The 24420-nt window shown below is 53.2% G+C and carries 18 protein-coding genes and 1 pseudogene; 12 read left to right on the forward strand and 7 right to left on the reverse strand.

The window, feature by feature from the left end:
* Positions 1-12: 12 nt before the first annotated feature.
* On the reverse strand, positions 13-1548 hold the full coding sequence (locus QZ197_RS02020) for a sulfatase-like hydrolase/transferase (RefSeq protein ID WP_296429578.1): 1536 nt from the start codon (positions 1546-1548) through the stop codon (positions 13-15).
* A gap of 184 nt (positions 1549-1732) precedes the next feature.
* Between QZ197_RS02020 and QZ197_RS02025 the strand changes: the two genes are divergently transcribed.
* The 4 genes from QZ197_RS02025 (at position 1733) to QZ197_RS02040 (ending at position 5987) form a co-directional block, all read left to right on the forward strand.
* Entirely contained in the window at positions 1733-2533 is an 801-nt protein-coding gene (locus QZ197_RS02025; protein WP_296429579.1) for a DeoR/GlpR family DNA-binding transcription regulator, read from the forward strand.
* Complete coding sequence (locus QZ197_RS02030) at positions 2517-3290, forward strand: inositol monophosphatase family protein (RefSeq protein ID WP_296429580.1); 774 nt, start codon at positions 2517-2519, stop codon at positions 3288-3290. Before QZ197_RS02025 ends, QZ197_RS02030 begins: the two co-directional genes overlap by 17 nt.
* A 3-nt stretch (positions 3291-3293) precedes the next feature.
* Positions 3294-4976 carry a Na/Pi cotransporter family protein gene (locus QZ197_RS02035; RefSeq protein WP_296429581.1) on the forward strand — a complete coding sequence of 561 codons (1683 nt, stop codon included), beginning with the start codon at positions 3294-3296 and terminating at the stop codon, positions 4974-4976.
* A gap of 171 nt (positions 4977-5147) precedes the next feature.
* Positions 5148-5987: a DMT family transporter gene (locus QZ197_RS02040; RefSeq protein ID WP_296429582.1), complete on the forward strand. Its 840-nt coding sequence runs from the start codon at positions 5148-5150 to the stop codon at positions 5985-5987.
* A 5-nt stretch (positions 5988-5992) separates the two neighbouring features.
* Here QZ197_RS02040 and QZ197_RS02045 read toward each other — a convergent pair whose 3' ends face one another.
* The 4 genes from QZ197_RS02045 to QZ197_RS02060 all read right to left on the reverse strand — a co-directional run bounded on the left by QZ197_RS02045 (position 5993) and on the right by QZ197_RS02060 (position 11564).
* Positions 5993-8491 carry a cation:proton antiporter gene (locus QZ197_RS02045; RefSeq protein ID WP_296429583.1) on the reverse strand — a complete coding sequence of 833 codons (2499 nt, stop codon included), beginning with the start codon at positions 8489-8491 and terminating at the stop codon, positions 5993-5995.
* A 260-nt stretch (positions 8492-8751) separates the two neighbouring features.
* The gene (locus QZ197_RS02050; RefSeq protein ID WP_296429584.1) at positions 8752-9591 is read right to left on the reverse strand and encodes a DUF481 domain-containing protein; all 840 of its coding nucleotides are present in this window, start codon (positions 9589-9591) and stop codon (positions 8752-8754) included.
* A 129-nt stretch (positions 9592-9720) separates the two neighbouring features.
* Positions 9721-10668 (reverse strand): LysR family transcriptional regulator, encoded by a 948-nt coding sequence (locus QZ197_RS02055; protein ID WP_296429585.1) that lies wholly within the window; start codon positions 10666-10668, stop codon positions 9721-9723.
* Between the two features lie 341 nt (positions 10669-11009).
* Positions 11010-11564 (reverse strand): cupin domain-containing protein, encoded by a 555-nt coding sequence (locus QZ197_RS02060; RefSeq protein ID WP_363157875.1) that lies wholly within the window; start codon positions 11562-11564, stop codon positions 11010-11012.
* A gap of 230 nt (positions 11565-11794) precedes the next feature.
* On the opposite strand from QZ197_RS02060, the gene gabT reads away from it, so the two are divergent.
* The 7 genes and pseudogenes from gabT to QZ197_RS02095 all read left to right on the forward strand — a co-directional run bounded on the left by gabT (position 11795) and on the right by QZ197_RS02095 (position 21207).
* Positions 11795-13174, forward strand: a complete 1380-nt coding sequence (gabT, locus tag QZ197_RS02065; protein ID WP_296429587.1) for a 4-aminobutyrate--2-oxoglutarate transaminase — start codon at positions 11795-11797, stop codon at positions 13172-13174.
* Positions 13175-13663: 489 nt separating this feature from the next.
* Entirely contained in the window at positions 13664-14785 is a 1122-nt protein-coding gene (locus QZ197_RS02070; protein ID WP_296429588.1) for a carbon-nitrogen hydrolase family protein, read from the forward strand.
* A 151-nt stretch (positions 14786-14936) separates the two neighbouring features.
* Entirely contained in the window at positions 14937-17681 is a 2745-nt protein-coding gene (locus tag QZ197_RS02075; RefSeq protein ID WP_296429589.1) for an aminotransferase class I/II-fold pyridoxal phosphate-dependent enzyme, read from the forward strand.
* Positions 17682-17696: 15 nt separating this feature from the next.
* On the forward strand, positions 17697-19154 hold the full coding sequence (locus tag QZ197_RS02080) for a biotin carboxylase (protein WP_296429590.1): 1458 nt from the start codon (positions 17697-17699) through the stop codon (positions 19152-19154).
* Positions 19155-19164: 10 nt separating this feature from the next.
* Entirely contained in the window at positions 19165-20136 is a 972-nt protein-coding gene (locus QZ197_RS02085) for a C45 family peptidase (protein ID WP_296429591.1), read from the forward strand.
* Between the two features lie 89 nt (positions 20137-20225).
* A pseudogene (locus QZ197_RS02090) lies at positions 20226-20366 on the forward strand (aspartate aminotransferase family protein); the annotation flags it as partial.
* A 10-nt stretch (positions 20367-20376) separates the two neighbouring features.
* On the forward strand, positions 20377-21207 hold the full coding sequence (locus tag QZ197_RS02095; protein WP_296429592.1) for a 3-keto-5-aminohexanoate cleavage protein: 831 nt from the start codon (positions 20377-20379) through the stop codon (positions 21205-21207).
* Here QZ197_RS02095 and QZ197_RS02100 read toward each other — a convergent pair.
* Positions 21200-22681 carry an NAD-dependent succinate-semialdehyde dehydrogenase gene (locus tag QZ197_RS02100; RefSeq protein WP_296429593.1) on the reverse strand — a complete coding sequence of 494 codons (1482 nt, stop codon included), beginning with the start codon at positions 22679-22681 and terminating at the stop codon, positions 21200-21202. The two genes, QZ197_RS02095 and QZ197_RS02100, sit on opposite strands and share 8 nt — an antisense overlap.
* A 216-nt stretch (positions 22682-22897) precedes the next feature.
* Complete coding sequence (locus QZ197_RS02105) at positions 22898-23800, reverse strand: LysR family transcriptional regulator (protein WP_296429594.1); 903 nt, start codon at positions 23798-23800, stop codon at positions 22898-22900.
* A gap of 152 nt (positions 23801-23952) precedes the next feature.
* Between QZ197_RS02105 and QZ197_RS02110 the strand changes: the two genes are divergently transcribed.
* Positions 23953-24420: alcohol dehydrogenase catalytic domain-containing protein (locus QZ197_RS02110; RefSeq protein ID WP_296429595.1), on the forward strand; the 468-nt coding region annotated here is incomplete at its 3' end.

Consider the following 24420-nt stretch of genomic DNA (forward strand, 5'->3'; position numbering starts at 1 on the left):
TCGTTTCGTCCACTAGACCAGTCGCGGTTTTTGCCGTGGACCATCATCTGTGATTGTCATCAAAGACAGCGTGTGGTCCATGTTTTTCATCCGGTGCCGCAACATCAACCGCGTTAACCGGTTAAGATCACTCTGGTATTCTGGTTGGTCAGCGACGTTCTCTTGTTCGCCGTTTGCGTCGTGATCGAACAGAATTGGCGAAAGATCAGCTGCGAATTCGACCAGCGAAAACCGGGCGTCACGCAAGATGGCCAGCGAGGAATCGCTGGGTCCGGTTCCAAGTTCTTTTTCCCAGAGCGTCGGGGCTTCTGGTTCACTGAAATCGAACTCGGAGAATGTATATTTCCGCCAATCTTCCGGTACATCGCCCTGCAATAGCGGCAGCAAGCTGCGGCCATCCATTGAGTTCGGGATGTCTTGCCCGACCCAGTCCAGTATCGTGGGGGTGACGTCAATCGTCTCGGTTGGGGCGGTCACAACGGTTCCTGCGCGCACCGCGTTATCAGGTTGGCGGATAATGAGCGGTATGTGATACGCCGCTTCATGGACCGAAAATTTACCCCAGCTGTGCCGATCACCAAGCATCTCGCCATGATCGGCGGTCACAACGATTAACGTATTATCGTACTGGCCGCTGTCCTTAAGGAAGTTGATCACACGACCAACATGCTGGTCGACCTCTGTAATAAGCCCGAAGTAAATGGCGCGCAGTGTCTGGGTATTCTCGACTGAAGGCGCAAGATCGGGGAAACCTTTCACGTGTCCTGCAGGAGTTTTGCTAGGTGGTGCCGGCCCAAAAAACGGATGGATCGCGGCCTCGTCGGCGGGATCATCAAACCGCTTTGGCAAGGGCAGCTTGGTCGGGTCATACATGTCGTTGAACGGGGCAGGTGCTATTAACGGTGGATGTGGCCGGATGTAGGTCAGGTGCGCAAACCAGCTTTCCTTTGCGTAGGCAGGCATAATCGCAAGGAATTGATCTGTTAGAAACGCAGTGTCGCTGTCCTTTGCCTTGTAAGGGGCGGGATCGTTGATCTTGGGCACGCCTCCCGTTGGTGAAACGGGGTGAAAAAGGTCTGCGAATGTTGCAAGTTCGTAGCCTTGATTGATCAAATGCGCGCGCCAAGGGTATGACATTTCAAAGCGCATTTCGACCACTTCTTCAAAGCCGTTCATGTAGTGTTCGTAAGTGCGCAGCGCGGGGTCGTTTGCATGAAAAACACGCGGATCCTGCGACGTATCGGTGTATCCAAACAGCATGGGTAAATAGCCAGACTTGCGCAATTCTGTCGCAACATTTGGTATGTCATGGCGCAACGGTGTGCCGTTGCGGACAGACCGATGGTTCATCGCGTACTGCCCCGTCAGCAGCGACGCGCGCGACGGTCCACAGGGGTTCACAACAGAAAAGTGTCGCTGAAAAGTGACCGCATCGTCCATCAATCCACGTAGGTTTGGTAGGTCAATATGCGCAGCCAACTCTCCAAAAATGCAATCAGCCCGTAGCTGATCAATGACAATGAACAAGACGTTCTTAGTGCCGCGCATAGAGCGAATCCCCTCTTTCAAGCTGTGTGGCCGAGTAGGGATCAAAAAGGACTGATTGGGAAGCAAGTTTCTATATACTGCGTGAGTATTTGAGTGCTTTTGTGTGATAGGCACGAGTAATTCCTGTTAATTCCCGATTTTTTGTGGGAGTTTGTGGATAAATTGTGGAAAAAGATTCGACTACATGAACAAAGATCTCAAACATTCACATCGCCAACTTAAACTGCTTGAGATGCTGCACAGGCTTGGCGGGTCCGCACGCAGTACTGAACTTGCCAAGGCGCTTGATGTGTCGGAGGAGACGATACGCCGGACCATCAAGGCGCTATCAAAGACCGGCGCATTGCAGCGCATGTATGGCGGTGCCTATCTGACCGGACACCATGATGCGCCCAGTTTCTTTCGCCGCATCGCTGAACACTCTGCCGAAAAACAGACAATTGCGGCGGCGGTTGTCAGTCGATTGCAAGATGGGATGACTTTGTTTTTGGATGTGGGCTCTACAACTGCATTTGTCGCGGAAAAGCTGCGTGATCGTTCAAATCTGACAATCGCAACGAACTCGATTGGCGTTGCCCAAGTCCTGGCCAATCACAACGGAAACAAGTTGCATTTTCTGGGTGGTGAAATGCAAACTGATGAACGTGGAACCTTTGGGTTTGTGGCCGAACAACATGCGCGCCGGTTTGTCTATGACTTCGCAATCGTTAGCGTCGATGCAGTGTCAGCAAGTCGCGGGTTCTTGTACCTTAAGGCCACTGAAGCCAATCTGGCGGGTGTTGTCGCCGACTGCGCAGAGCGTGTTTTGGTGGCGGCAGATCATCATAAATTCAATCAAATTGCGCCACATTGCGGGCTGGATGCACGCGCGGTCGATGAAGTTGTAACCGATCAGCCGCCAGCACCCGAGCTTGCGCAAGCGATGCGAAGCTGGGGAATTGAAATTCACTTGGCAGATAGGATTGATGATGCTGACAGTGACTGACTATGCGGCGCACGCAGTTCATATCGCCGACTTTGCATCCAAAGCTGCGCGCGGTTATTTTCGTGGGCAATTAGGGACAGAGTTCAAAGCTGACGCCAGTCCCGTGACCCAAGCTGACAGAGGGGTGGAAACACTCGTCAGGGCATATTTGGCCGAGCATTTCCCGTCTCACGGTATCTTTGGCGAAGAGCATGGCATCGAAGGTGCAGACCGCCAGCGCATGTGGATCATTGACCCGATTGACGGCACACGGTCGTTCTTGTCAGGCCATCCGTTGTTTGGATTTCTGTTGGGACACCTGAACGAAGGTGTTCCAGAAGTCGGCATCATCGGGATGCCGGCACTGGATGAAGTGTTTGTTGGGATCAAGGGCGCAGGCGCCACGCTCAACGGGGACCCAATTCAAAGCTCTGATCAAAGAAACCTGAATTCAGGCATCCTTTATATAAATGAGGGCGAAAAAATCTTTGCGGATCACCCCGATGTGTTTGCCGACCTTATCAAGGCGGGTCAAACGCGGCGATTTTCTTATGACTGCTACCCACATGCACTTCTTGCAGCAGGTCATATTGATGCTGTGGTTGATTATGATCTTCAACCTTATGACTACTTGCCGGTTATGGTTGTGGTCGAAGAATCCGGCGGGCTCATCACAGATTGGGATGGCTTGCCGCTTACCTTGAATTCCGATGGGCGCGTCGTTTCGGCGGCGACACCGGAATTGCATGCGCAACTACTCGCGCTGGTCGCTGCCTAGCACATGCTGATTGTCAAATTCCTTGTAAGCATTGCCGGCGCGACCATGCTTTTACTGTTTGCTGTGCGATTGGTACGTACCGGGATTGAACGCAGCTTTGGGTCTTCTTTTCAGCGGCTAATGACCGGCCAAAACGGGGGCGTCAAAGCTAGTCTTGTGGGGTTGGGATTGGCTGTCGTTTTGCAAAGTTCGGCGGCCGTTGCGTTGTTAACATCCGGATTTGCCGCAGGCGGTTTGATTGCATTTGGTACCGGACTGGCGATTGTCTTGGGCGGCGATCTTGGGTCGGCGTTGATTATTCAGGTGCTATCTTTTGAACTTGCATGGCTTGTTCCTGTTCTCTTGACCGTCGGTGGCTGGCTGTTTGTTAAAGCAGAACAGAAAAGCTTTCGGCAAGCCGGACGCATTATCATGGGTGTGGCACTTATTCTGATTTCGCTGCAATTTCTGCGCGATGCGATGGACCCGATCCGAGACAGTGCATTCTTGCCGGCAATTTCAGAATACCTTGATGAAGATCACATCACGGCTTTTTTGGTGGGCGCTGCGCTGGCCTTTATGATGCACAGTTCGGTTGCAGCCATTTTGATGTGCGTGACCTTGGTGCAGATCGATGCGATCTCTTTTGCTGCGGGCTTATCATTGGTGCTAGGTGCTAATCTGGGAAGCGCTTTCATACCCGTTTGGTTGACGCGAGGCATGGCAGCGCCTGCACGACGTATTGTTTTTGCTAACCTTGCGTTGCGCGGTACTTGGGCAATTGTCGTGCTTTTTACTGCAGATACGGCCCTTAATTCCGGGTTGCTGCGCGCTGATTATGGCGGCCAGATGCTGATCACTTCACATATCGGGTTCAATGCATCCTTGCTGGTGCTTGCTCTTCCGATTTGCGCCCTGTTGCAGGCCCCGTTTGTGTGGCTCTTGCCAGATAATGAAGGCAACGCCGTTCCACAGGCTTTATCCCGCCCCACGACGGTTCTTGATCCTGCGAGTTTCGGCACACCAACGCAGGCGCTCGCATCGCTAAAGCTGGAACTGCTTCGGATGACAGAGCTGGTCGAGGCAATGTTCAGCCCTGTGATGGATTTGTACATGAACGCTGAAAAAAACCAAATCAGAGCAGTTCAATCGCTGGACCGAGAAGTGAATTCTTGCCTGACCAAGATCCGCACATTTGTGGCGGGGCTACCGGTCGAGATGATAGAAAAGAAAAACGGGCGCGCAGCACGCGACATGCTGGAATATGCGGTGCGTTTGGAAACAGCGGGCGATGTCGTCGCCGAGAGGTTGATGGTTTTAGCTGGGGATTTGCGCAGGACCCGAAGCACTTTTTCTAAAGAGGGTTGGCGCGAACTGACGAAAATGCACGAGAGTATTTTGTGTAATCTGAGGCTCGCTTCAAATGTCCTCATTTCAGAGGACCTAGAAAGCGCACGCCTGCTGAATGTAGAAAAAACCGAGATCAAGCGCGCAGAGCGCAACAGCCGCAAGCGTCACTACCGTCGTTTGCAGTCGGGTCAGGTTCAAAGCTTTGCGAGCAGCGACATTCACTTGGAAACACTGCGCGCATTTCGGGATTTTAACAGCAATATCGCGGCTGTGGCGACGCCAATTCTATATGCAAATGGCCAGCTTTTGGAAACGCGACTGATCGAAGAAATGCCAGATTGGCACAAACAAGAGTAAACGCGCCCGGCAAGTTGTAAGCGTCTGATCTGGTAAATCAGATGAACCCCGCGCGTCAGGGCGGCACACCAAGTTCGAACGACAAATTCCGCGAGGCTGATTTATCAGCCTCATTGCATAACATACCGACTGCGAGTTCAAATCTGTGGTCGGGCATTTTTGGGGGCCACCATGTCTGCTTCGATTATTGCGATCATTTTGTCAGCGGCCATGTTGCATGCTGTCTGGAATGCCATCGTCAAAACCGCTGTTGACCGCACAACAACGCTTGGACTTGTCGCGCTGGGGCATGTGTTGCCGGGTGCCGTAATGGTCGCTGTTTTGCCTTTGCCAAGTGCCGAAAGCTTCATCTACATTATCTTGTCGACGCTAGTGCATTTCGGATATTTTTTCTTGTTGGGTCGCGCCTATCAACACGGTGATCTGAGTGTTGTTTACCCCATTGCTCGGGGGATCGTTCCGGCTCTTGTTTCGCTTTGGGCGATGGTTTTATTGGGCGAGGTGTTGCCGGCTTTGGCTTGGGCCGGGATCGGATTGATCATTGCGGGCATCTTGCTAAGCAATTGGAATGCCTTGCGGTTTGGGGTCGGAAAAACTGCCCTTTGGTTGGCCCTTGGGACGGGCGTTTGTATTTCAATCTATTCGCTTGTCGACGGCGTCGGGGTCCGCTTGTCTGGAAACACGCTTAGCTATTGGGCTTGGGGCGCGTTTCTGCATTTGTTTATCGCGGGCTTTGTTGGTTGGCGCAGACGGCGGACATTGGTGCAGCTCCCGCTGAAGATTTGGCTGGTCGGCATCACCGGAGGCATGGTGTCCATGACGGCATATGGACTGGTGCTGTATGCAAAGAACTTTGCACCGCTGGGGGCGGTTTCGGCTCTACGCGAAACATCAGTTATTTTTGCGACCCTAATAGGTTTCTTTATTATGAAAGAGGGCAACTGGAAGCGGCGGCTTGGAGCGGCAGTACTGATGGTTTGCGGCATTGCATTTATTGCGCTGAACGCGTGATCATTTCATTCCTGCAAAACCGCAGACGGGTCTATCCCACGTTTCAGCGCGCTTGCACGCACGGATTCGCGCATCGCATGGCTGCGTTTCAGCAAACGGCGAAACCGCGGTTCGTCTAAGACCAAAATCGTTGACGGCCCAATCACCCGTACTTCTGCGCGACGCGTTTTTTGCATTAATACCGCCAACTGCCCAAACATTTCGCCGCGCCCTAGCCGCCAAGTTTGCCCTGCTGCTTCCAGCTCAACCGCCCCAGAGGCAATAAAATACACGCTCTTGATTTGGCTGTCTTTGCGCATGATGATGTCGCCCGCATTGGCGTGCCTTGTACGTAAAACCCTGCTGAGTTTTTTTAGGGCATCTTCGTCTAGATCGGCAAAAAGCGGGAATTGCCTCACCAGATCAGGACCTTTCAGTGCGATGTCCAGGCGTGGCCGTGCCTCTGCTTCGGCCCGTCTTGCAGAAATTCCCTGCAGCAAAACACTATAAAGTTCTTCGCCAACAAGCCCGTCTTCGCGCATAATTGTGTATTCGCGTTCTTCCAGCCGAAGTGCGGTTCGCCTTATGAACCGACGTTCCAGTTCTTCTGCGTAGCCCGGATATTGCAAGCGCAGTCCCTGCAGCGCGGTCTCTACCGTATCAAACCGTCTGCTAAGCAACTCCAGCAAGAGGTCCGCGACGCGGCGGCCGTGAATCCGCCGGATGCGCCCCTCGATGAAACCGTCTAGATCACGCAAGATCAACCGCTGCGACAGCAACAACTCGAACCGGTCCGCCGTCATATTGCTGAGCGGCATTGAGAACCGGAAACGGTTGTGTAGGAAAACTGCGAACCGGAACGATCGGTCGTATTTGACGCTTCGGTTCGCGGCGTCCCGATATCCACTGCGTCCACCCGTGCGGGCGGCTTCGATCAGTCGGTCAACATCGGATAAGACTTTTTCGCTGGTCCGAGAGGAAATCGACCGTTCCCGCATCCGCTCTAGGATTGTATCACGCTCTGCGCCAGCCAAGGAAATCAAGCCAAGTGTAATGCGGTCGCGGTCAAGGATTTCGACGCTTTCCTCTGCAGCTGTCACCGCCCCTTCGAGCCTTTCACCAAACTGCTTTGCCTCTGAGCGTACGATGTCATGAGTGAGCTCATAGTTTTCTGCGGTGCTTGCGACATCTTCACGCACGGTTTGCAAAGCAACGGCCACCACCTGCCGCGAGAGCGCTTCGTCCAACGGCGAAAGTTTGTCCAAGCCAAGTTTCCGAATGATAAAGCGCAACGTGGTACCCTGCGCGATCAATGTGAACAGGGTAAATCCGGTCGCCAAGATGCCGACGATGCGTTTCACTTCGATCGGCACAAGCGCGCTTTCTGTGACGGCCAGCGCCAAGGCAAGTGTCACAGCCCCGCGCAACCCGCCCCAAAGGATCGCTACGCGGTAAGGGCGTTCGACGGCGGGCGAAATTCGTAGTCGGGCGAGCAATGGCAGCAGTCCAAATAGAATTGCAACGCGCGCAACAGTTGCTGCGGCAATCACCACACCAAGCAACAAAACGTCCGACGGCCGTACTTCCTCTAGCAAGCGCGGGATCAGCAGTGCTGCAAGTATAAAGATCAATGCGCCTGCCCAATGGGCTAGTAAATCCCAAACATCGCGAAGGTTGGACCATGCCGCGGGCGGCAGCCTGCGCGGTCCAGTCAGGTTCAGCGTCAAGCCTGCGGCAACCACTGCGATAACGCCCGATGCGCCGATGCTTTGTTCTGCGACGATGTATGCAAGATATGGCAACGAAATCGAGATCGAGATTTGGGCCAATTCATAGCGCGCAAAAGCGGCCATGATCCAAACCGCCGCACGTGCAGCGACCCATCCGGTCAATGCACCGCCAGCAATCAGTACGGGAAAGCGTGCGAATGCATCGCTCAATGTGGGATCGGGCATGCCAAGCATCACAAAGCCCATGAACAATCCAAACAGCGCCACTGCGGCGGCATCGTTGAGCAAGCTTTCCCCCTCGATAATGCGGGCCAGCCTGCGCGGGGCTGAGATAGACCGGAAGATACTGACAACGGCAGAGGGGTCAGTCGTCGAGACAATAGCACCTATCAAAAGGCAGGCGGCGAGTGGCAACGAACTTGTCCAGCTTAATGCGTAGCCGACCGTCAGGGTCGCCACTACCACTGCCACAACGGCGAGCACCAAAATGGGCACCCAGTCGTCCAGCATTTGCCGCAGGTTCATGCCTAATGTTGCCTGAAACAGCAACGTAGGTAGAAAGACATAAAGAAAGACGTTCGACCGGATGGGCAGTCCAACAATCGCCGCAGCAATCGGGTTGAGCGCATCTGTCAAATCGGTCCGTAAAAAGAAAATTGCGGCCATACCGATGACCACACCCAAAACAGCCAAGATAACGCTGTAAGGCAGCCTGACCCGCGCTGCTAATGGTTCTGCTATGCCAATAACGAGGAAAAGCGATGCAACAACCGCTGTGACGATAACAATATCCATCTCAATACCTTAACTGATAAACATTCGCGGCGTCATTAGAAGATAACAGAAATGCGCTGGCCACTCAGAGTAGAGAAAGCTTAAGAAAATGCATCAACAGCGCATTGCCGTGGCCAGATGCAATATGCCGAAAAAGGGGTGGATTTCTCCACCCCTTCGTTCAACTTCATATTGGCGCACGAGGGCGTAGGCCAATTGGGAATGCAAACCCTTGGTTAGTTGAAGTTGTAGATCACAGACACGCCAAGTGTGTTTACCCCTTAAGAGACCTTTTTGTCCGCGTCAAAGACCGATGACAGGCCAGTGCGCAGGGACAAAGTGTCTGTCAAAGCAACGTTCAGCGCGAGGTTATTGTTCACTGTTGTCAGTGTTTCTGAATAGATCACGTCGGTATCGTTGGTCACGTACAGCGTGTCATACAAGCTATAGAATACGTTGTTGGAAACCGATGCTGCGGCTTCGTTCGCAGAGTCCTCGACTACGAACTTAGTCGACCGGTAACCTGGACCAGCTTGAATTGACCACTGTGTGTCCGCATCGTTGACGATGCGGTAACCAATACCACCACCAACAAAGACGTCCTGTGTAATGATATTCGGGTCAACTTCTTCAGTAAGCATGAGAAGCCCAGCTTCAGCAGCAGCGTCGGCTGCAAAGTCAGCAGCAGCGTTGTCAAAGAATGCTTCAAGTTTGCCATATGCAAACACGGAAGATGTCAGCTCGCGACGATAGTCGATACCTGCCAGCAGTGTGTCTTTGCTTTTTTTGCCGTCAACGTCGCCGTAAGTATAGGTGGCAGTGATGTCAAAACCATTTACGCCATCAAAAGTGCCGTAGCGCATGCCAAGGCCAAGATCGCCAGATGTGGCACCGTTGTTATTTGCAGCAGTACCGCGCATCGCCAAAGAGCCGTAGTTGCCAATCTCGCGGCCTTCGTTGCCAAAGCCACCAATGTCGCGCTCGCGGTCATCTTCGATCGCGTCTTCGATTGCTTCCACTGCGTCAGCGGATGCATCTTGGTTAACGAATGCAGTTGTCTGTGCAACAGCACCGGTCGCAATAAAGCCACTGATTGCAGCGATAATAAATACGTTTTTCATGGGTCTAGCCTTTCCCAACAAGGTGACCCGTCCTGTTCAGGGAACGGGAGCATTTCTGCTGTTGGAACGTCTAGAGAAAGTTTATACTTAAGAAAAATTTAAAATAACCATGCTTGAAGCGATAATTGGTTATGGATCAGTTTGCCGAACGATTGTGCTTTCCCCAAGCGTTTCAACCGTGGAAACGTCGCTAAGCTGGGTAAGCTGTTCCATCACGACCTCATTCGCCGTATCGGCATCCGTGGCAACCTGCTTTAGAACAAACCGTGCAGCTTCCATTATCTCGGGGTCTAGATCGTCGCGCCAAACGGCCCAAACCGGATAGGGAAACGTGGGGGCCCCGGGCACAAGATAAAGCTGGCCGCTATCAAGGTACTTTTTGATGTAGCGTGCTGGCAGATATGCTGATGATTGTCGGTTGACCACGTATTCTGCAGTCAGTGCGCCAAGTGATAGCGTTAAGCCGGGGTTCGTAAGCTCTGGCAATGCAATGGTATGGGCATTCACAAATTCGGGTCCCCAGTCCACAAACACGTAGCGCCCTTCAAGGTCTAGCGTCGGGTTTGGCCAAGACGCCACCAAAACAAGGTCCTCGTTCATGACCGGTTCAACAGATAGCCCCGGTCGAAGCTGCGGCATATACATCAAGCCGACCTGCATTATTCCTTCGATCAAGAACCGCGTCAGCCGGTCAGGCATGCCCAGTTCGGCGCGAATGTTGAGTTCGGGCATACGTGCCTGCAATCCATCAAGCAGGCGAAATCCCAACCGCGGCCAAAGCGAATACTGCGCGCCGATTGTCAGACTTTTGGTAAAACCTTCGGGGATTGCAACCTGTTGGCGGGCTTCCTCCCAAATGCGGATCATCGAAAGCGCGTAGCGTTCAAATTCACGACCAGCGTTCGTCATTTCTGCCCCGGCTTTGGACCGCGTGAACAAAGGTTTGCCCAATGTATCTTCTAGCCGCTGAATGCGCAGTGAAACGGCTGATTGGGTGACGTATAGCCGCTCTGATGCAGACACAAACGATCCGGTCGCTGAAACTTCGAGGAATGTTTTAAGAAGGGTTATGTCCATTGTGGAAGCATGAGCAGAACTCGTTTCATGTTCAATGAAATAATTTTGATAAAGCTGTCAGTTTCCACACCCGCCGAATTCTTTGACGGCTGTGGAAGCGATGCTGCAGGGGCAGGGTTGGGACCGAACCCCCTTCAAATCCAAAAGAATGATGCCGCGATTCACTTCCACATCTTTTGTTAGCACTGCTTTGAGCCATAAAACACCGAGATATTATCACGCGATAGATGAGTAATACTCATGGATGACAACCGGTCTTCCTGCTGACGGGTGTGAAAGGCTGGTCCGGATCGCGGTGAGGTCTAAATAAAACGCCCAAGAACAATGAAGTCGCGATCAGCTTAGAACGTTGGCGGGGTGCATGCGCTGATTACCCGGCACGTCGCGCCGCTGACATTACGAAACCGGTGGGGCAGGCGGCTGTCGAAGATATATCCTTCGCCGACGCGCACGACTTTTATTTGATCGGCAACGGTAATTTCAATCTCGCCTTCTGTCACAATGCCCGCTTCTTCGCCTGTGTGGGTCAGCAATTCGGGCCCTGTGTCTGCACCGGGCGGGTAAATTTCATCAAGGATCTGGAGCGAGTGGCTGATCGCGTTACCAAGCTGACGCAAAGATACCGCAGGGCCATCGGACTGGGGCGCGATTTCAATGAACTCGTCGGAGCCATAAAAGTACTTGTCCTGCTGCCCTTGTTCGATGTTTGCGAAGAATTCGGCAATGCTCATGGGAATCGCATCCAAGAGGCTCTTGAGTGACGCTATCGACGGGCTGGTTTTGTTCTGCTCAATGAGCGAAACCGTTCCGTTCGTTAGACCGGCGCGTGACGCAAGTTCGCGTTGGGAAAGGCCGTGGGCTTTACGGATGTCCTGAAGTCGCTTTCCGATATTCACACAGCATTCCTTTTTCCGTTGCGGATTTTTGGTTGCAAGATCAATGTAATGCAGGCGGATCATTATCGAAACAAAATTCGATAGGCAAATCGACGCCATGCACGCGCACTAAATATGTCTCAGGTATCTAGAAGGAATTCACATTGACAGATAAAATAAACGTATTATGAGAATTTTAAACGTCTGAAGTTGCGGACAAACCAGTCCAGTCTCACAAGGATACTCTCGATATGGCAAACACCGAAAAGAAGAAGCCGCGCAAGACCTCTGCCAAGAAGAACCCGAACATTTCGGTTGTTCCTGATGTCGTCATGCATGTGAAAACAAATGCGGGTCTGGTTGCGCGTCGTGAAGCGGCTGTTGCACGGGGCGTTGCCTCTGCCGCACCGATTTTTGCTGATCATGCGGAAAACGCTGAACTATGGGACGTTGAAGGCAACCGCTTTGTTGATTTTGCGGGCGGTATTGCGGTGTTGAATACCGGTCACCGGCACCCAAAAGTCGTGGCTGCCGCAAAGGCACAAGAGGATCTTTATACACACACCAGTTTTCAGGTTGTCCCCTACGAGCCGTACGTCGCATTGGCCGAAAAGCTGAACGAACTTGCGCCAGGCGATCATGCGAAAAAATCGCTTTTGGTCACCACCGGTGCCGAAGCCGTTGAGAATGCTGTAAAAATTGCACGCGCTGCAACTGGCCGTCCTGGCATCATCGCCTTTACGGGCGGCTACCACGGCCGCACTCTTTTGACCTTGGGTATGACCGGCAAGGTGTCCCCTTACAAAAAGGACGTGGGTCCGTTTCCGTCTGACATCTACCGCGCACCTTTCCCCAACTTGCGCGACGGGATCACAGTGCAAGATGCGTTGACTGGCCTTCAGAACCTATTCCTCACAGATGCGCAGCCAGAACGCGTTGCCGCAATCATAATCGAGCCTGTGTTGGGCGAAGGCGGCTATACCCCAGTGCCGTTCGAGATGATGCAAGCTTTGCGCGAAATCTGCGACACCCACGGTATCATGTTGATTGCTGATGAAATTCAGGCGGGCTTTGGCCGGACGGGTACTTGGTTTGCGATTGAACATTCAGGCGTTGTACCCGATCTGATCACCGTCGCGAAATCTATGGCAGGCGGCTATCCGATTGCTGGCGTGATTGGTCGCGCCGAAGTCATGGACGCAGTTATTCCCGGTGGTTTGGGTGGGACATATGGTGGCAACCCTGTTGCCTGCGCTGCCGCACTTGCCGCAATCCAAGCGATTGAAGACGAAGGGCTGCTTGCGCGTTCCACTGCGCTTGGTGAATATTTTCGTACACGGTTTGCGGAAATTGGCGCGCGCGTTTCACCGTTCCGTATGTGGGACATTCGTGGCTTGGGGGCGATGCTAGCTGTCGAGTTTGTGACTGACTTTGAAACCGCCGCACCTGACGCTGCCCTGACAAAGTCGGTGGTTGCACATGCCTTGCAACGCGGTCTTATTTTGCTGGCTTGTGGTATGCACGGCAATGCCCTTCGAATTATGGTGCCTTTGACAGCATCTGACGCGATCATTGATGAAGGTTTGACGATCTTCGAGGCAGCACTTGCTGCGGCAATCGCCGAAAATTGAACTTCAGTTGGTTCTGAAAGTGACTTAAAGGCGGGCTTTAGGGCCCGCCTTTTTTGTTTGCAGGACCTGTATTCGGGTCGAAATATCCCAAGAATTAGAACCGCAGAGTGCCGAATATCGCGCCGATTGATGATAATATTAAACAAAGTTGGTGGCAAATCATGAATTTTGTTGCAGAAATCAACCGACCTTGTCAGTGTTCAGAAACTGTCACGCTTTGTGCGTGGTTCGGAGGGCCGCGCTGGAAGATCTTGTGAGCAAACACGTTCTTAACGACATAAGTATGAAACAACTTTGGGCGTTCGGTAGGATTAATAGGAACGTCCTGAAAAATTACCGAAAGCTTAGTTTTTTGGTCGGCTCAAACGCTGACAGGGTTGTGCGTAGATCACCTATTACCGTTCTAGTCGTAAGGTCGTAGTAGATGCTTGAAGCAGAGATAATGACAGCCTCTTCAGGCTGCCTCTGTCCTTATGGAGAATTTAGGATATGACACCTTTCGCAATTGCTGGCGTCCAGATGCACGTACATGCGCTTGAATCAAACGTTGAAGGGATGCTTCAGCGCCTTGATATCTTAATGATACGCTTTCCTTGGACGCAGATGGTTTTGTTCTCAGAACTTGCCCCGTTCGGTCCTTTGGACCAATACGCGTTGGCACCAGAAAACGAAACGCTTGAGCAGTTTCAGGCCGCAGCGGTAAAACACGGCGTTTGGCTGATCCCCGGTTCGATGTTTATCACTGATCCCGTAGATGGACGCATTTATAACACCTCTTTCGTGATCAACCCGCAAGGCGAGATCATCCGCCGCTACGCCAAAATGTTCCCGTTCCGCCCATACGAGGCTGGCGTTGCTGCAGGCACAGATTTTTGCGTGTTTGACGTACCCGATGTGGGCCGTTTCGGTCTGTCAATCTGTTATGATATGTGGTTCCCGGAAACAACGCGCCAGATCACCTCGCAAGGGGTCGAAGTTTTGTTGCATCCGGTTCTGACCGGCACAACTGACCGTGACGCAGAGTTGGCAATTGCTCGTGCTACGGCGGTGCAATTCCAATGTTATGTGATTGACGTGAACGGTTTGGGTGCCGGCGGTATTGGCAAGTCATGCGTTGTTGACCCGACATCCATGGTCTTGCACCAGTCAGGTGGCCAAGAGGACATGTTCCCAATCGAGATCGACCTCGACATGGTGCGCCGCCAGCGGGAAACCGGGATGAAAGGTCTGGGCCAAGTGCTTAAGTCGTTCCGCGACCGCTCAACTGATTTTTCCGTATATGACCGCGCCAGTGGCACGGACGCATATCTCAAAACACTGGGCCCGCTTGAGACACCAGGCAAAGGCGCAACCGCAGGCCTTGATACAGTGGCACCTGAATTGCGCGTGCCTTATCCTCAGTTGATAACGGGGTCTGGCATTGGGTCTAACTACGCCCAAAAAGCCCCTCCTGCCTTCGCGCCCGAGCCTTTGCCAAATCCAACTGCTGGAACTGCAGCACCAGCGCCGGACGCTACAACTGCCGAAGCGGCAATTGAAGTAACGTCTGTGCCTCACCCACCTGTCAAACCGGGTGTGTTCACCGGAACAGACGGTTCATCAGTTGACTAAACCGCTGCATCACCATCGTATTGATCTGGCGCCGCAACGCGGCGTCAGAAGCGAAGCCTGCAAGGCGACTAAATAGGTCAATCGCAATGGGGCCCAGCAAATTCTGTGGCACATACCCATCGTGTTGAACCCCACTTAAGGAGAACGACCGATGGATTCCGTCAGTGACTACTACTCTGCGACGCAACTACGCTCTGATAGATGGAGCGCGCTGCGTGAAGTTACCGGCGTACTTGCGCGCGAGGCCTCCACTAAGATCTCGGCAACTCATCGGGCAAAGGCCCACGACTTGTTCGACTCTCTTGCTTTGATCGAACCGTATTGGGCATTCCCCGGCATGCCTGCATTTGAACATATGCGTCGCCAGCTTGAGCATAACAGTTTCGAAGATCTGGCATTTGCGGTGCACCGTGTGACCCGCGCACTGACAACAGGTGCCTATCGCCGTCGCCGCATTCCGTTGGAACGCGATAGCCACGACACCAAAGAAGAACATGACGACGAGGCGCTTTTGTCGCCAGAGGCGCGCGCGCTGACCAAGCCCTATTTCGAGGTACTTATCGTTGATGATGTCAGCGAACAGCAAGAGCGTTGGTTGAAGAATAACGTCTCGCATATGCGCCGCGCAGAAGATCCGTTCATCTACGAAGCAGTTGTCGTGCCCAGCCTAGAGGATGCGCTGATCGCGGTATTGTTTAATCACAATATTCAGGCGATTGTGGTTCGCCCCGGCCTGACCCTGAAGTCCAAGTGGGACAATGAAATCCTACAAAAATACCTCAATCGCGCGGGTAGCAGCGAGTCGTTTGAAGCGATGAACCCCGAAGACTACGGGCCGGAACTGTGTCGCCTGATTGCTCGCGTTCGCCCAGAACTAGATGCCTATTTGGTTACTGAAAGGTCTGTCGAAGATATCGCAGGTCTTGATCTGGGGATTTGTCGTCGGGTGTTTTATAACCAAGAAGACTTTATGGAATTGCACCTAAACATCCTGCGTGGTGTTGAGGCCCGCAACAAGACGCCGTTCTTTACGGCACTTGTGAATTATTCCAAACAACCAACGGGCGTATTCCATGCGATGCCAATCAGTCGGGGGAAATCGATCACCCGCTCGCATTGGATACAAGACATGGGTGCATTCTATGGCCCCAACATTTTCTTGGCTGAAACCTCTGCCACTTCTGGCGGACTGGATAGCCTCTTGGAACCACATGGCCCGATCAAAGAGGCGCAGGAACTTGCCAGCCGTGCTTTTGGCTCAAAACAGACGTTCTTTGCAACGAACGGCACATCGACTTGCAACAAGATCGTCGTGCAAGCTGTAGTGCGCCCCGGTGACATTGTTTTGGTGGACCGTGATTGCCACAAATCGCATCACTACGGCATGGTGCTTGCCGGTGCAGAAGTCGTGTACCTTGATAGCTATCCGCTGAACGAATATTCAATGTACGGCGCCGTGCCGCTACGCGAAATCAAGCATCAGCTTTTGGCTTTGAAGGCGGCAGGCAAACTCGATCGCGTGCGGATGCTGCTTTTGACTAACTGCACATTCGACGGTCTAGTTTATAACGTTGAGCGGGTAATGGAAGAATGCCTCGCCATCAAACCTGATCTTGTGTTCCTCTGGGATGAAGCATGGTTTGCCTTTGCGCGGTTCAGTCCGACATATCGCCAGCGGACAGGTATGCGCACGGCAAATAATCTGCGCAAACGTTTCAAGACCGAAGATCATGCCAAGGCGTATGCAAAGCAGCAAAAGAAGCTGAAGAATGCCACCGACGAAGATATTCTGAACACAAGGCTGATCGCACCTCCGGGCGCCCGTATTCGCGTGTATGCGACCCAATCGACCCACAAAACACTGACGTCGCTGCGACAGGGTTCAATGATCCATGTGAGTGATCAGGACTTTAAAGGCGAGGTAGAGCAGTCGTTCCACGAAGCCTACATGACGCATACATCTACATCGCCGAACTATCAGATTATTGCCTCTCTTGATGTGGGGCGCCGTCAAGTGGAACTGGAAGGCTTCGAATTTGTCCAGCGCCAGATCGAAGCAGCAATGTCGATGCGAAAAGCGATCAGCAGTCATCCGTTGCTTCAAAAGTACTTCAAGGTGCTCACAGCTGGCGACATGATCCCCGAACATCACCGTCAAAGCGGCGTGACCAGCTATTTTGACAATGATCAGGGTTGGACGGACATGTGGGATTGCTGGGAACAGGACGATTTCGTTCTTGATGCCACGCGCGTTACGCTGGCTGTTGGCGGCACCGGATGGGACGGGGACACGTTCAAGAACGATGTCTTAATGGATAAATATGGCATCCAAATCAACAAGACGTCACGCAATACTGTGCTGTTCATGACCAATATCGGGACGACCCGTTCGTCCGTTGCCTATCTGATCGAGGTGCTGGTCGAGATCGCAAACGAGCTTGATGATCTGCTGGATGACGCGTCCAAGATGGAACGGCTGTCGTTTGACCGCCGCGTCAAGAATTTGACGGAGAACTACCCGCCATTGCCCGATTTTAGCCGTTTCCATGATGCGTTCCGGCCCGATCATCAAACACCGGAAGGTGACATTCGGACCGCGTATTACCTGAGCTACGAAGAATCCAACTGTGACTATCTGGAATTAACTGGATCGCTGAAAGAAGCCCTGGATGCGGGTGACGAAGTCGTATCAGCGGGCTTTATCATTCCATATCCGCCAGGTTTTCCTATCCTCGTTCCTGGTCAGGTAATTAGCCAAGAAATTCTAGCGTTTATGCTGGCGTTGGACGTCAATGAAATCCACGGCTATCGCGCCGACCTTGGTTTGCGCGTCTTCACGCCAGAGGCCTTGGCCGCCTTGCCACAAGCCAAAACAACCAAATCTATCGCCGAATAACGAAGGGACCATACTATGCCAACAGTGCTTAAGAATATCTCCGAGATCCGCAGGTTTTTCCACCGTAACGAAGACCCGATCTACTTTATTTCGGCGACGAACTTTAACCTTCTGGGCCTCGATGAATGGGTCAAGAACTTTAAATATATCTGCTACATCGACTGTTATGGCGGCAAGCACCCGAACGTGTTTTGCCCATCCGAGCAGCCGCATGCGGAATTCCAATCCATCGAAGACATCAACAACTATCTGCTGCAGCACAAAGAGGTCATCGATTTCATCAAACGCCGCGGTGGTAAGCCAAAGTTTGTCTTCTTGATGTTCGACGAAGAAACAGAACGCCTGTCAAAAGAGCTGGGTGCTGATGTCTGGTTCCCGAAAGCCAAACTGCGCACAAGCATGGACAACAAGATCGAAACTGTCCGTATCGGCAACAAAGCTGGCGTGCCATCCGTGCCGAACGTTCTGGCCGAAGTGAAGTCCTACGAGGACCTTCAGAAGACCTGCGAAAAAGCGGGTATCGGCCATGATCTGGTGCTGCAATCTGCCTTTGGCGATAGCGGACATACGACATTCTTTATTAAAACCGAAGCAGATTTCCGTCGGCATGAGCACGAGATCATTGGCGAAGGCGAGATCAAGATCATGAAGCGGATCGATTGCCGTGGATCGGCGATCGAAGCCTGTGCGACCAAAGAAGGCACGATCGTTGGCCCGCTTATGACCGAACTGGTTGGTTTCAGTGATCTGACACCATATCGCGGCGGTTGGTGTGGTAACGAAATCCTGTCGACAGCGTTCCCGCCAAAAGTACGTCAAAAGGCGCGAGAAATGACGTTCAAGTTTGGTGAACAACTGCGCAAAGAAGGCTATCGCGGTTACTTCGAACTTGATTTCCTGATCGATAAGAAATCCGGCGAATTGTACTTGGGCGAATTGAACCCGCGCATTACAGGCGCGTCTTCGATGACGAACCACGCAGCCTTTGCCCATGCGGATGCGCCGCTCTTTTTGTTCCACCTGCTAGAGTTCTCGAAGAAGAAGTTCGACCTTGATACGACTGAATTGAATGATCGGTGGGCCAACCCCAACATGATCGACAGTTGGTCACAGATGGTCATCAAACATACCGAAGACAGCGTCGATATCTGCACCGAGGCGCCAGAGACAGGCATCTACAAAATGCTGGCTGACGGAAGTGTCGTTTACGACCGATTTGACTATCACCGCCGTGCCGTTGAATCCGAGAACGAAGCGTTTTTCTTGCGGATTTTGCAGCCCGGTGACTACCGCTATGAAGGTGCCGACATCGGCATTCTCGTGACGCGGGGTCGGTCAATGACGAAGAACTTCCAATTGAACGAACGTGCAAAGAAATGGATCCACGGCATCAAGAAAACAGTTGAAGGCAAGCCTTTGCCTGTTGCCAATGCCGGTCCGGTTCTGGCAGAGCCTGCGTTCAAAATACTGTAAAGGAAGACGCATGCTTTGGCGCGCAATCAGCGAAGACAAGCCCGGCCCGAAATGGGCCGGGCTATTCGCCGAATACTGGCCCCACTACAAACAGTGGTGGCTAAAGGAAGGCGATGCTGCGCGCGCCAGCTATCACGTCAGTAGACGTGCCCTGCAAGAACATATGCCAGAGATTGTCCCGCTCTATGATGATCTGTGTGAACAGGCAGGCGGCGGTGACCAAGCGGCGCGTTTCCTAAGCTTCTATTGCCCTCCGCCGTACTTGGCGGGGTGCAGCCAAGCAATATGGCCGGGCAAAGAACCGGTCTTGGTACGCAACTACGACTACAATCCAGATGCGTTTGATAGCCTCGTTTTACATACCAATTGGCTTGGCAGGCGGGTCATGGGAACGTCTGACGGGCTGTGGGGTCTGGTTGACGGGATGAACGATGCGGGCCTTGCGATATCGCTGACATTCGGTGGCAGACGCGTTGTCGGCACCGGTTTTGGCGTGCCACTGATCCTGCGCTATGTCTTGCAAACTTGCACGACGGCCAAAGAGGCGGGTGCCGTCTTGGCGCGTGTCCCCACCCACATGAGCTATAACGTGACAGTGTTGGACGCAAAGCGGCGCTATCTGACGGCAATGATGGCCCCAGACAGGCCTGCGGTGATCACCCATGCTGCAGTGGCCACCAATCATCAGGAAAACGTCGAATGGATCAGCCACGCGCGGTTCACAGGGACCGTGGAACGCGAGCGGTTCCTGCTGCAACGCTTGACGCTGCACCGTGATCCAGAAGAAAAGTTTATCGGGGCGTTTCTGAAGCCGCCACTTTATTCGACCGCATTTTCAGCAGGTTTTGGCACGCTATATACTGCTGTATATCGCCCGAAATTACAGCAAATGGAAATCCGTTGGCCTGATACGACTTGGGACCTTACGATGGATGGTTTCCAAGAAGGCGGGCGCAGGGTGCAGATCCCCGGTGCTGCATAAGCAACGCATATGTCACATATTTCCCCCCATCATACCAAGCAGCTACCACCTGTCGCCGTCCATGGTGAGGATTGCTGTGGGTGTGATGTTGCTATCCTATGAGCGGAACAGTTGATGGCCAATCCGGCGACCACGTCTTGCTAGCACCGCCGTTTATCATCAGCGATGACCAGATTGATGGACTTGTTCAACAGCTGTCAGGCGCTGTTGAAACCGCCTTACAAAGCTAAAGGATCGCCCATGTCGGACCCTTGTATTATTTGTGTCGCGATCACAGGCTCTGTGCCGCGCAAGCAAGATAATCCTGCGGTGCCTGTCACTGTCAGCGAACAAATCGAGTCGACCCATGCCGCATATGAGGCAGGCGCCACGATCTGCCATGCCCATGTGCGCAATGACGATGAGACACCATCGTCGGACCCCGACAAGTTTGCAGCGCTTAAGGAAGGCGTCGAAAAACACTGCCCCGGCATGATCATCCAGTTGTCCACCGGTGGGCGATCAGGGGCAGGCGCAGAGCGAGGCGGGATGCTGTCATTGCGCCCTGACATGGCGTCGCTGTCTGTCGGTTCGAACAATTTTCCGACCCGTGTTTATGAAAACCCGCCGCAGTTGGTTGATTGGCTCGCCTCTGAAATGCGCACCTACGATGTTAAGCCGGAAATCGAGGCCTTTGATTTGTCACACATCCATCAAGCGGCCGCGATGAACCGTGACGGGCGCATCACGGGGCAGCTTTATGTGCAGTTCGTGATGGGGGTGAAAAACGCGATGCCAGTCGATCGCGATGTGTTTGACTACTATATCAAAACGGTCAAACGTCTTGCCCCTGATGCGCAATGGTGTGCTGCAGGTGTTGGGGCGGGGCAGGTGGAGGTCAGTGAATGGGCCATTGCCGCAGGCGGCCATACCCGCACTGGTCTGGAAGACAACGTGCGCTGGGACAAGCATTCACTTGCCCCATCAAACGCAGCCCTTGTGACGCGCACCGCCGAAATCTGTGCACGCTACGGGCGCCCTGTTGCGACACCAGCGCAGGCCCGTGCGCTTTTGGGCCTACGTCCTAGCTAATTTCACCCATGCAGAGATATTTGATCTCAAGATAGTCTTCGGTTCCGTATTTCGACCCTTCACGGCCCAGTCCCGATTGTTTTACGCCGCCAAACGGGGCCACTTCTGTTGAAATTAAACCGGTGTTGATACCAACCATGCCGCTTTCCAGCGCTTCTGCCACACGCCACACGCGCGCGAGGTCGCGGCTATAGAAATAAGCGGCCAATCCGAATTCACTATCATTGGCCATCGCGACAACCTCTGCTTCATCGGTGAATTTGAATAATGGGGCGACGGGGCCAAAAGTCTCTTCTTTGGCGACTTTCATGTCCGTCGTCACGCCCGTCAAAACTGTTGGCTGGAAAAAGCTGCCACCAAGATCGGCGCGCGCACCGCCCAAGGCGACTGTGGCACCTTTGGAAACTGCATCCGCGATGTGGTCCTCGACTTTGGCGACGGCCGCATCGTTGATCAATGGGCCCGTTGTGACACCATCGGCAAAACCATCGCCTACGTTCAGGCCCTTTGTTTTTGCAGCCAGTTTCGCGGCGAAGGCGTCATAGACGGCGTCTTGCACATAGATACGGTTCGCGCAGACGCAGGTTTGGCCATTGTTGCGGAATTTAGCGATCATCGCACCCTCGACTGCGGCATCCAGATCAGCGTCGTCAAAGACGATAAACGGGGCGTTCCCACCCAATTCCAGCGACATCTTTTTAATCGTGTCAGAGCACTGGCTCATCAAGATTTTGCCAACGCGGGTTGAACCTGTGAATGTGATCTTGGCGACTTTATCGTTCGCGCACAGCTCTTTGCCGACGCCCGCGCTGTCGGATGACGGGATCACGTTGAAGACGCCTGCTGGAATGCCTGCGCGTTCGGCAAGCACCGCCATCGCGAGGGCAGACAGCGGCGTCAGTTCGGCAGGGCGGGCCACAAAGGTACAACCAACAGCCAAGGCAGGGGCGACCTTGCGGGCGATCATCGCATTGGGAAAGTTCCACGGTGTTATCGATCCAACAACACCAATTGGCTGCTTGAGCACGACAATGCGTTTGTCGCGCTGATGGCCGGGAATGACATCGCCATAAATCCGCTTTGCTTCTTCGGCGAACCATTCGATGAATGACGCTCCATAGATGATTTCACCGCGCGCCTCTGGCCATGGTTTGCCCATTTCCGCAGTCAAGATTGTCGCAAGATCATCTGCATTTGCCACGATCAAGTCGTACCATTTGCGCAAAACCCCCGCACGTTCTTTGCCGGTCCAAGCAGCCCAATCTGCCTTGGCGGCATAGGCCGCATCGATCGCAAGCTTTGTGTCTGCAACATCAAGATCAGCAACCTGCGCAATCACTTGGCCGTTGGCCGGGTTCGTGACGTCGAAGGTTGCATCCTTCTGGACCCATGCACCGTTAACGTAGGCGCGGGTCTCAAAGAGCGATGGGTCAGCAAGGCGAAGTGTATTTGTGGCTTGTGTCGTATCGGGCATCAGACCCTCCTTTGAGCGCGAACAAATGTTCACTTTTTCACTCCTTATCAGATGACAAAGCAGGTGGACATGGCCACTTTTTGCACGATTTGAAGTGGCTTATACCGCGTGTCGTGAACCACTTTTGAATATCGGCTTCAGGATGACGTTCATTTTGTGCCTACGGGGTGTTTGAACTTGGCTTAAGGCTTTTGCAGATGGTCAAAAGTCCAATGTTCACGACCTTCGCAGCTCTTTTGCCAGAAAATCATAGACCATGCGGATGCGACGGTTGGTTGTCAGTTCACGGTGGGCGACCAACCAGATTGGGAACACAAGCGGCTCTAGATCCGGCAAAACGCGTCGCACGGCAGGATCAGCATCGCCAATGTGGGCATCCAGAACACCAATGCCCGCCCCTTGGCGCACAAGTTCCCACATCACCAGATAGCTTTCAGTCAAAAGCGGGAAGTTTGCTTCCGTTAAGCCAAGCCCAAGCGTGTTCAACCCTTTCAGCATCATGCCGCTACGGTCCATGTTCACGAAATCTGCATGTCGCAAGTCATGGGGCTTAGTCGGACTTCCAATCTGCGCGATGTATTCTGGGGTTGCATAAAGAACCGCATAAGCATCACCTATTTTCTTGGCAATAAGGTCCGGTTCGGTGGGTCGAAAATTGCGGATCGCGATGTCTGCCTCGCGGCGTCGCAGGTCGCTGGCATGATTGGCGACAACTATTTCGACCTGAATACCAGGTTCCATTTTGCGAAGCTTGGCGACAAGTGGCGGCAATAAGACGGTTGCATATGTTTCGCTGGCCGAAATGCAGATCGTGCCTTCTAACGCTTGAGATTGACCCAGTGCCGTCAATGACACGCGGCCCGCAGCTTCGCCCATATCGCGGACGTGTTCCAATAATTCCAGCCCACTTGGCGTGAGCGTCAAACCGCGACCAACCCTCTCAAAAAGTACGATGCCAAGCTCTTGCTCTAGCCCGTCGACCTGACGGCCGAGGGTCGGCTGGGCCATGCCCAAAGCGCGCGCCGCGGCTGACAAAGAGCCTTCCTCTGCGGTTACCAAAAAGGCCCGTGCTTTGTTCCAATCGAATTTTACTGACCGCCAATCCATACGTTTATGCATATCAAACCACAGGATTTCGTCAATTCGCATGAGCGTACTGACCCGTTAGATCATGTTCATCGCGCCTTCATTGGCCTGCTTGTTCAAGGACTGCGTGCGCCAGTCCGTCACCCTAATCCTGCTTCTCAAATTGCATAAAGGAAAACTCAACAATGTACGCTTATACTTATTCTGAATACGGCAGCCCTGACGTTCTGAACTATGTCCAACTGCCAATGCCAACCCCTAAACCAAACGAGGTCTTGATCCGCGTTTGCGCGACCACGGTCAGCGCGGGGGACTGGCGCGCAAGAAGCCTGACAGTCCCTGCCGGTATGGGGCTTGTGGCGCGGCTTTTCTTTGGAATTAGACAGCCGCGAAAGCCTGTTCTTGGAACGGAATTCGCGGGGATCATCGTGGTCGTCGGCAGTGATGTAACTGCGTTCAAGGCGGGCGACGAAGTGATCGGTTTTCCAGGTGCGGGATTTGGTGCCCATGCAGAATACATCGTGATGCCAGAGGACGGTAAGATCGTCCATAAACCCGCGCACCTAAGCTTCGAAGTTGCGGCGGCGATCCCGTTCGGCGCGACGACCGCATATGATTTTCTGGTCAATAAGGGCAAATTGCAGACCGGAGAA

It is taken from the genome of Yoonia sp. (genome assembly GCF_017854415.1).
Taxonomy (GTDB): Bacteria; Pseudomonadota; Alphaproteobacteria; order Rhodobacterales; family Rhodobacteraceae; genus Yoonia.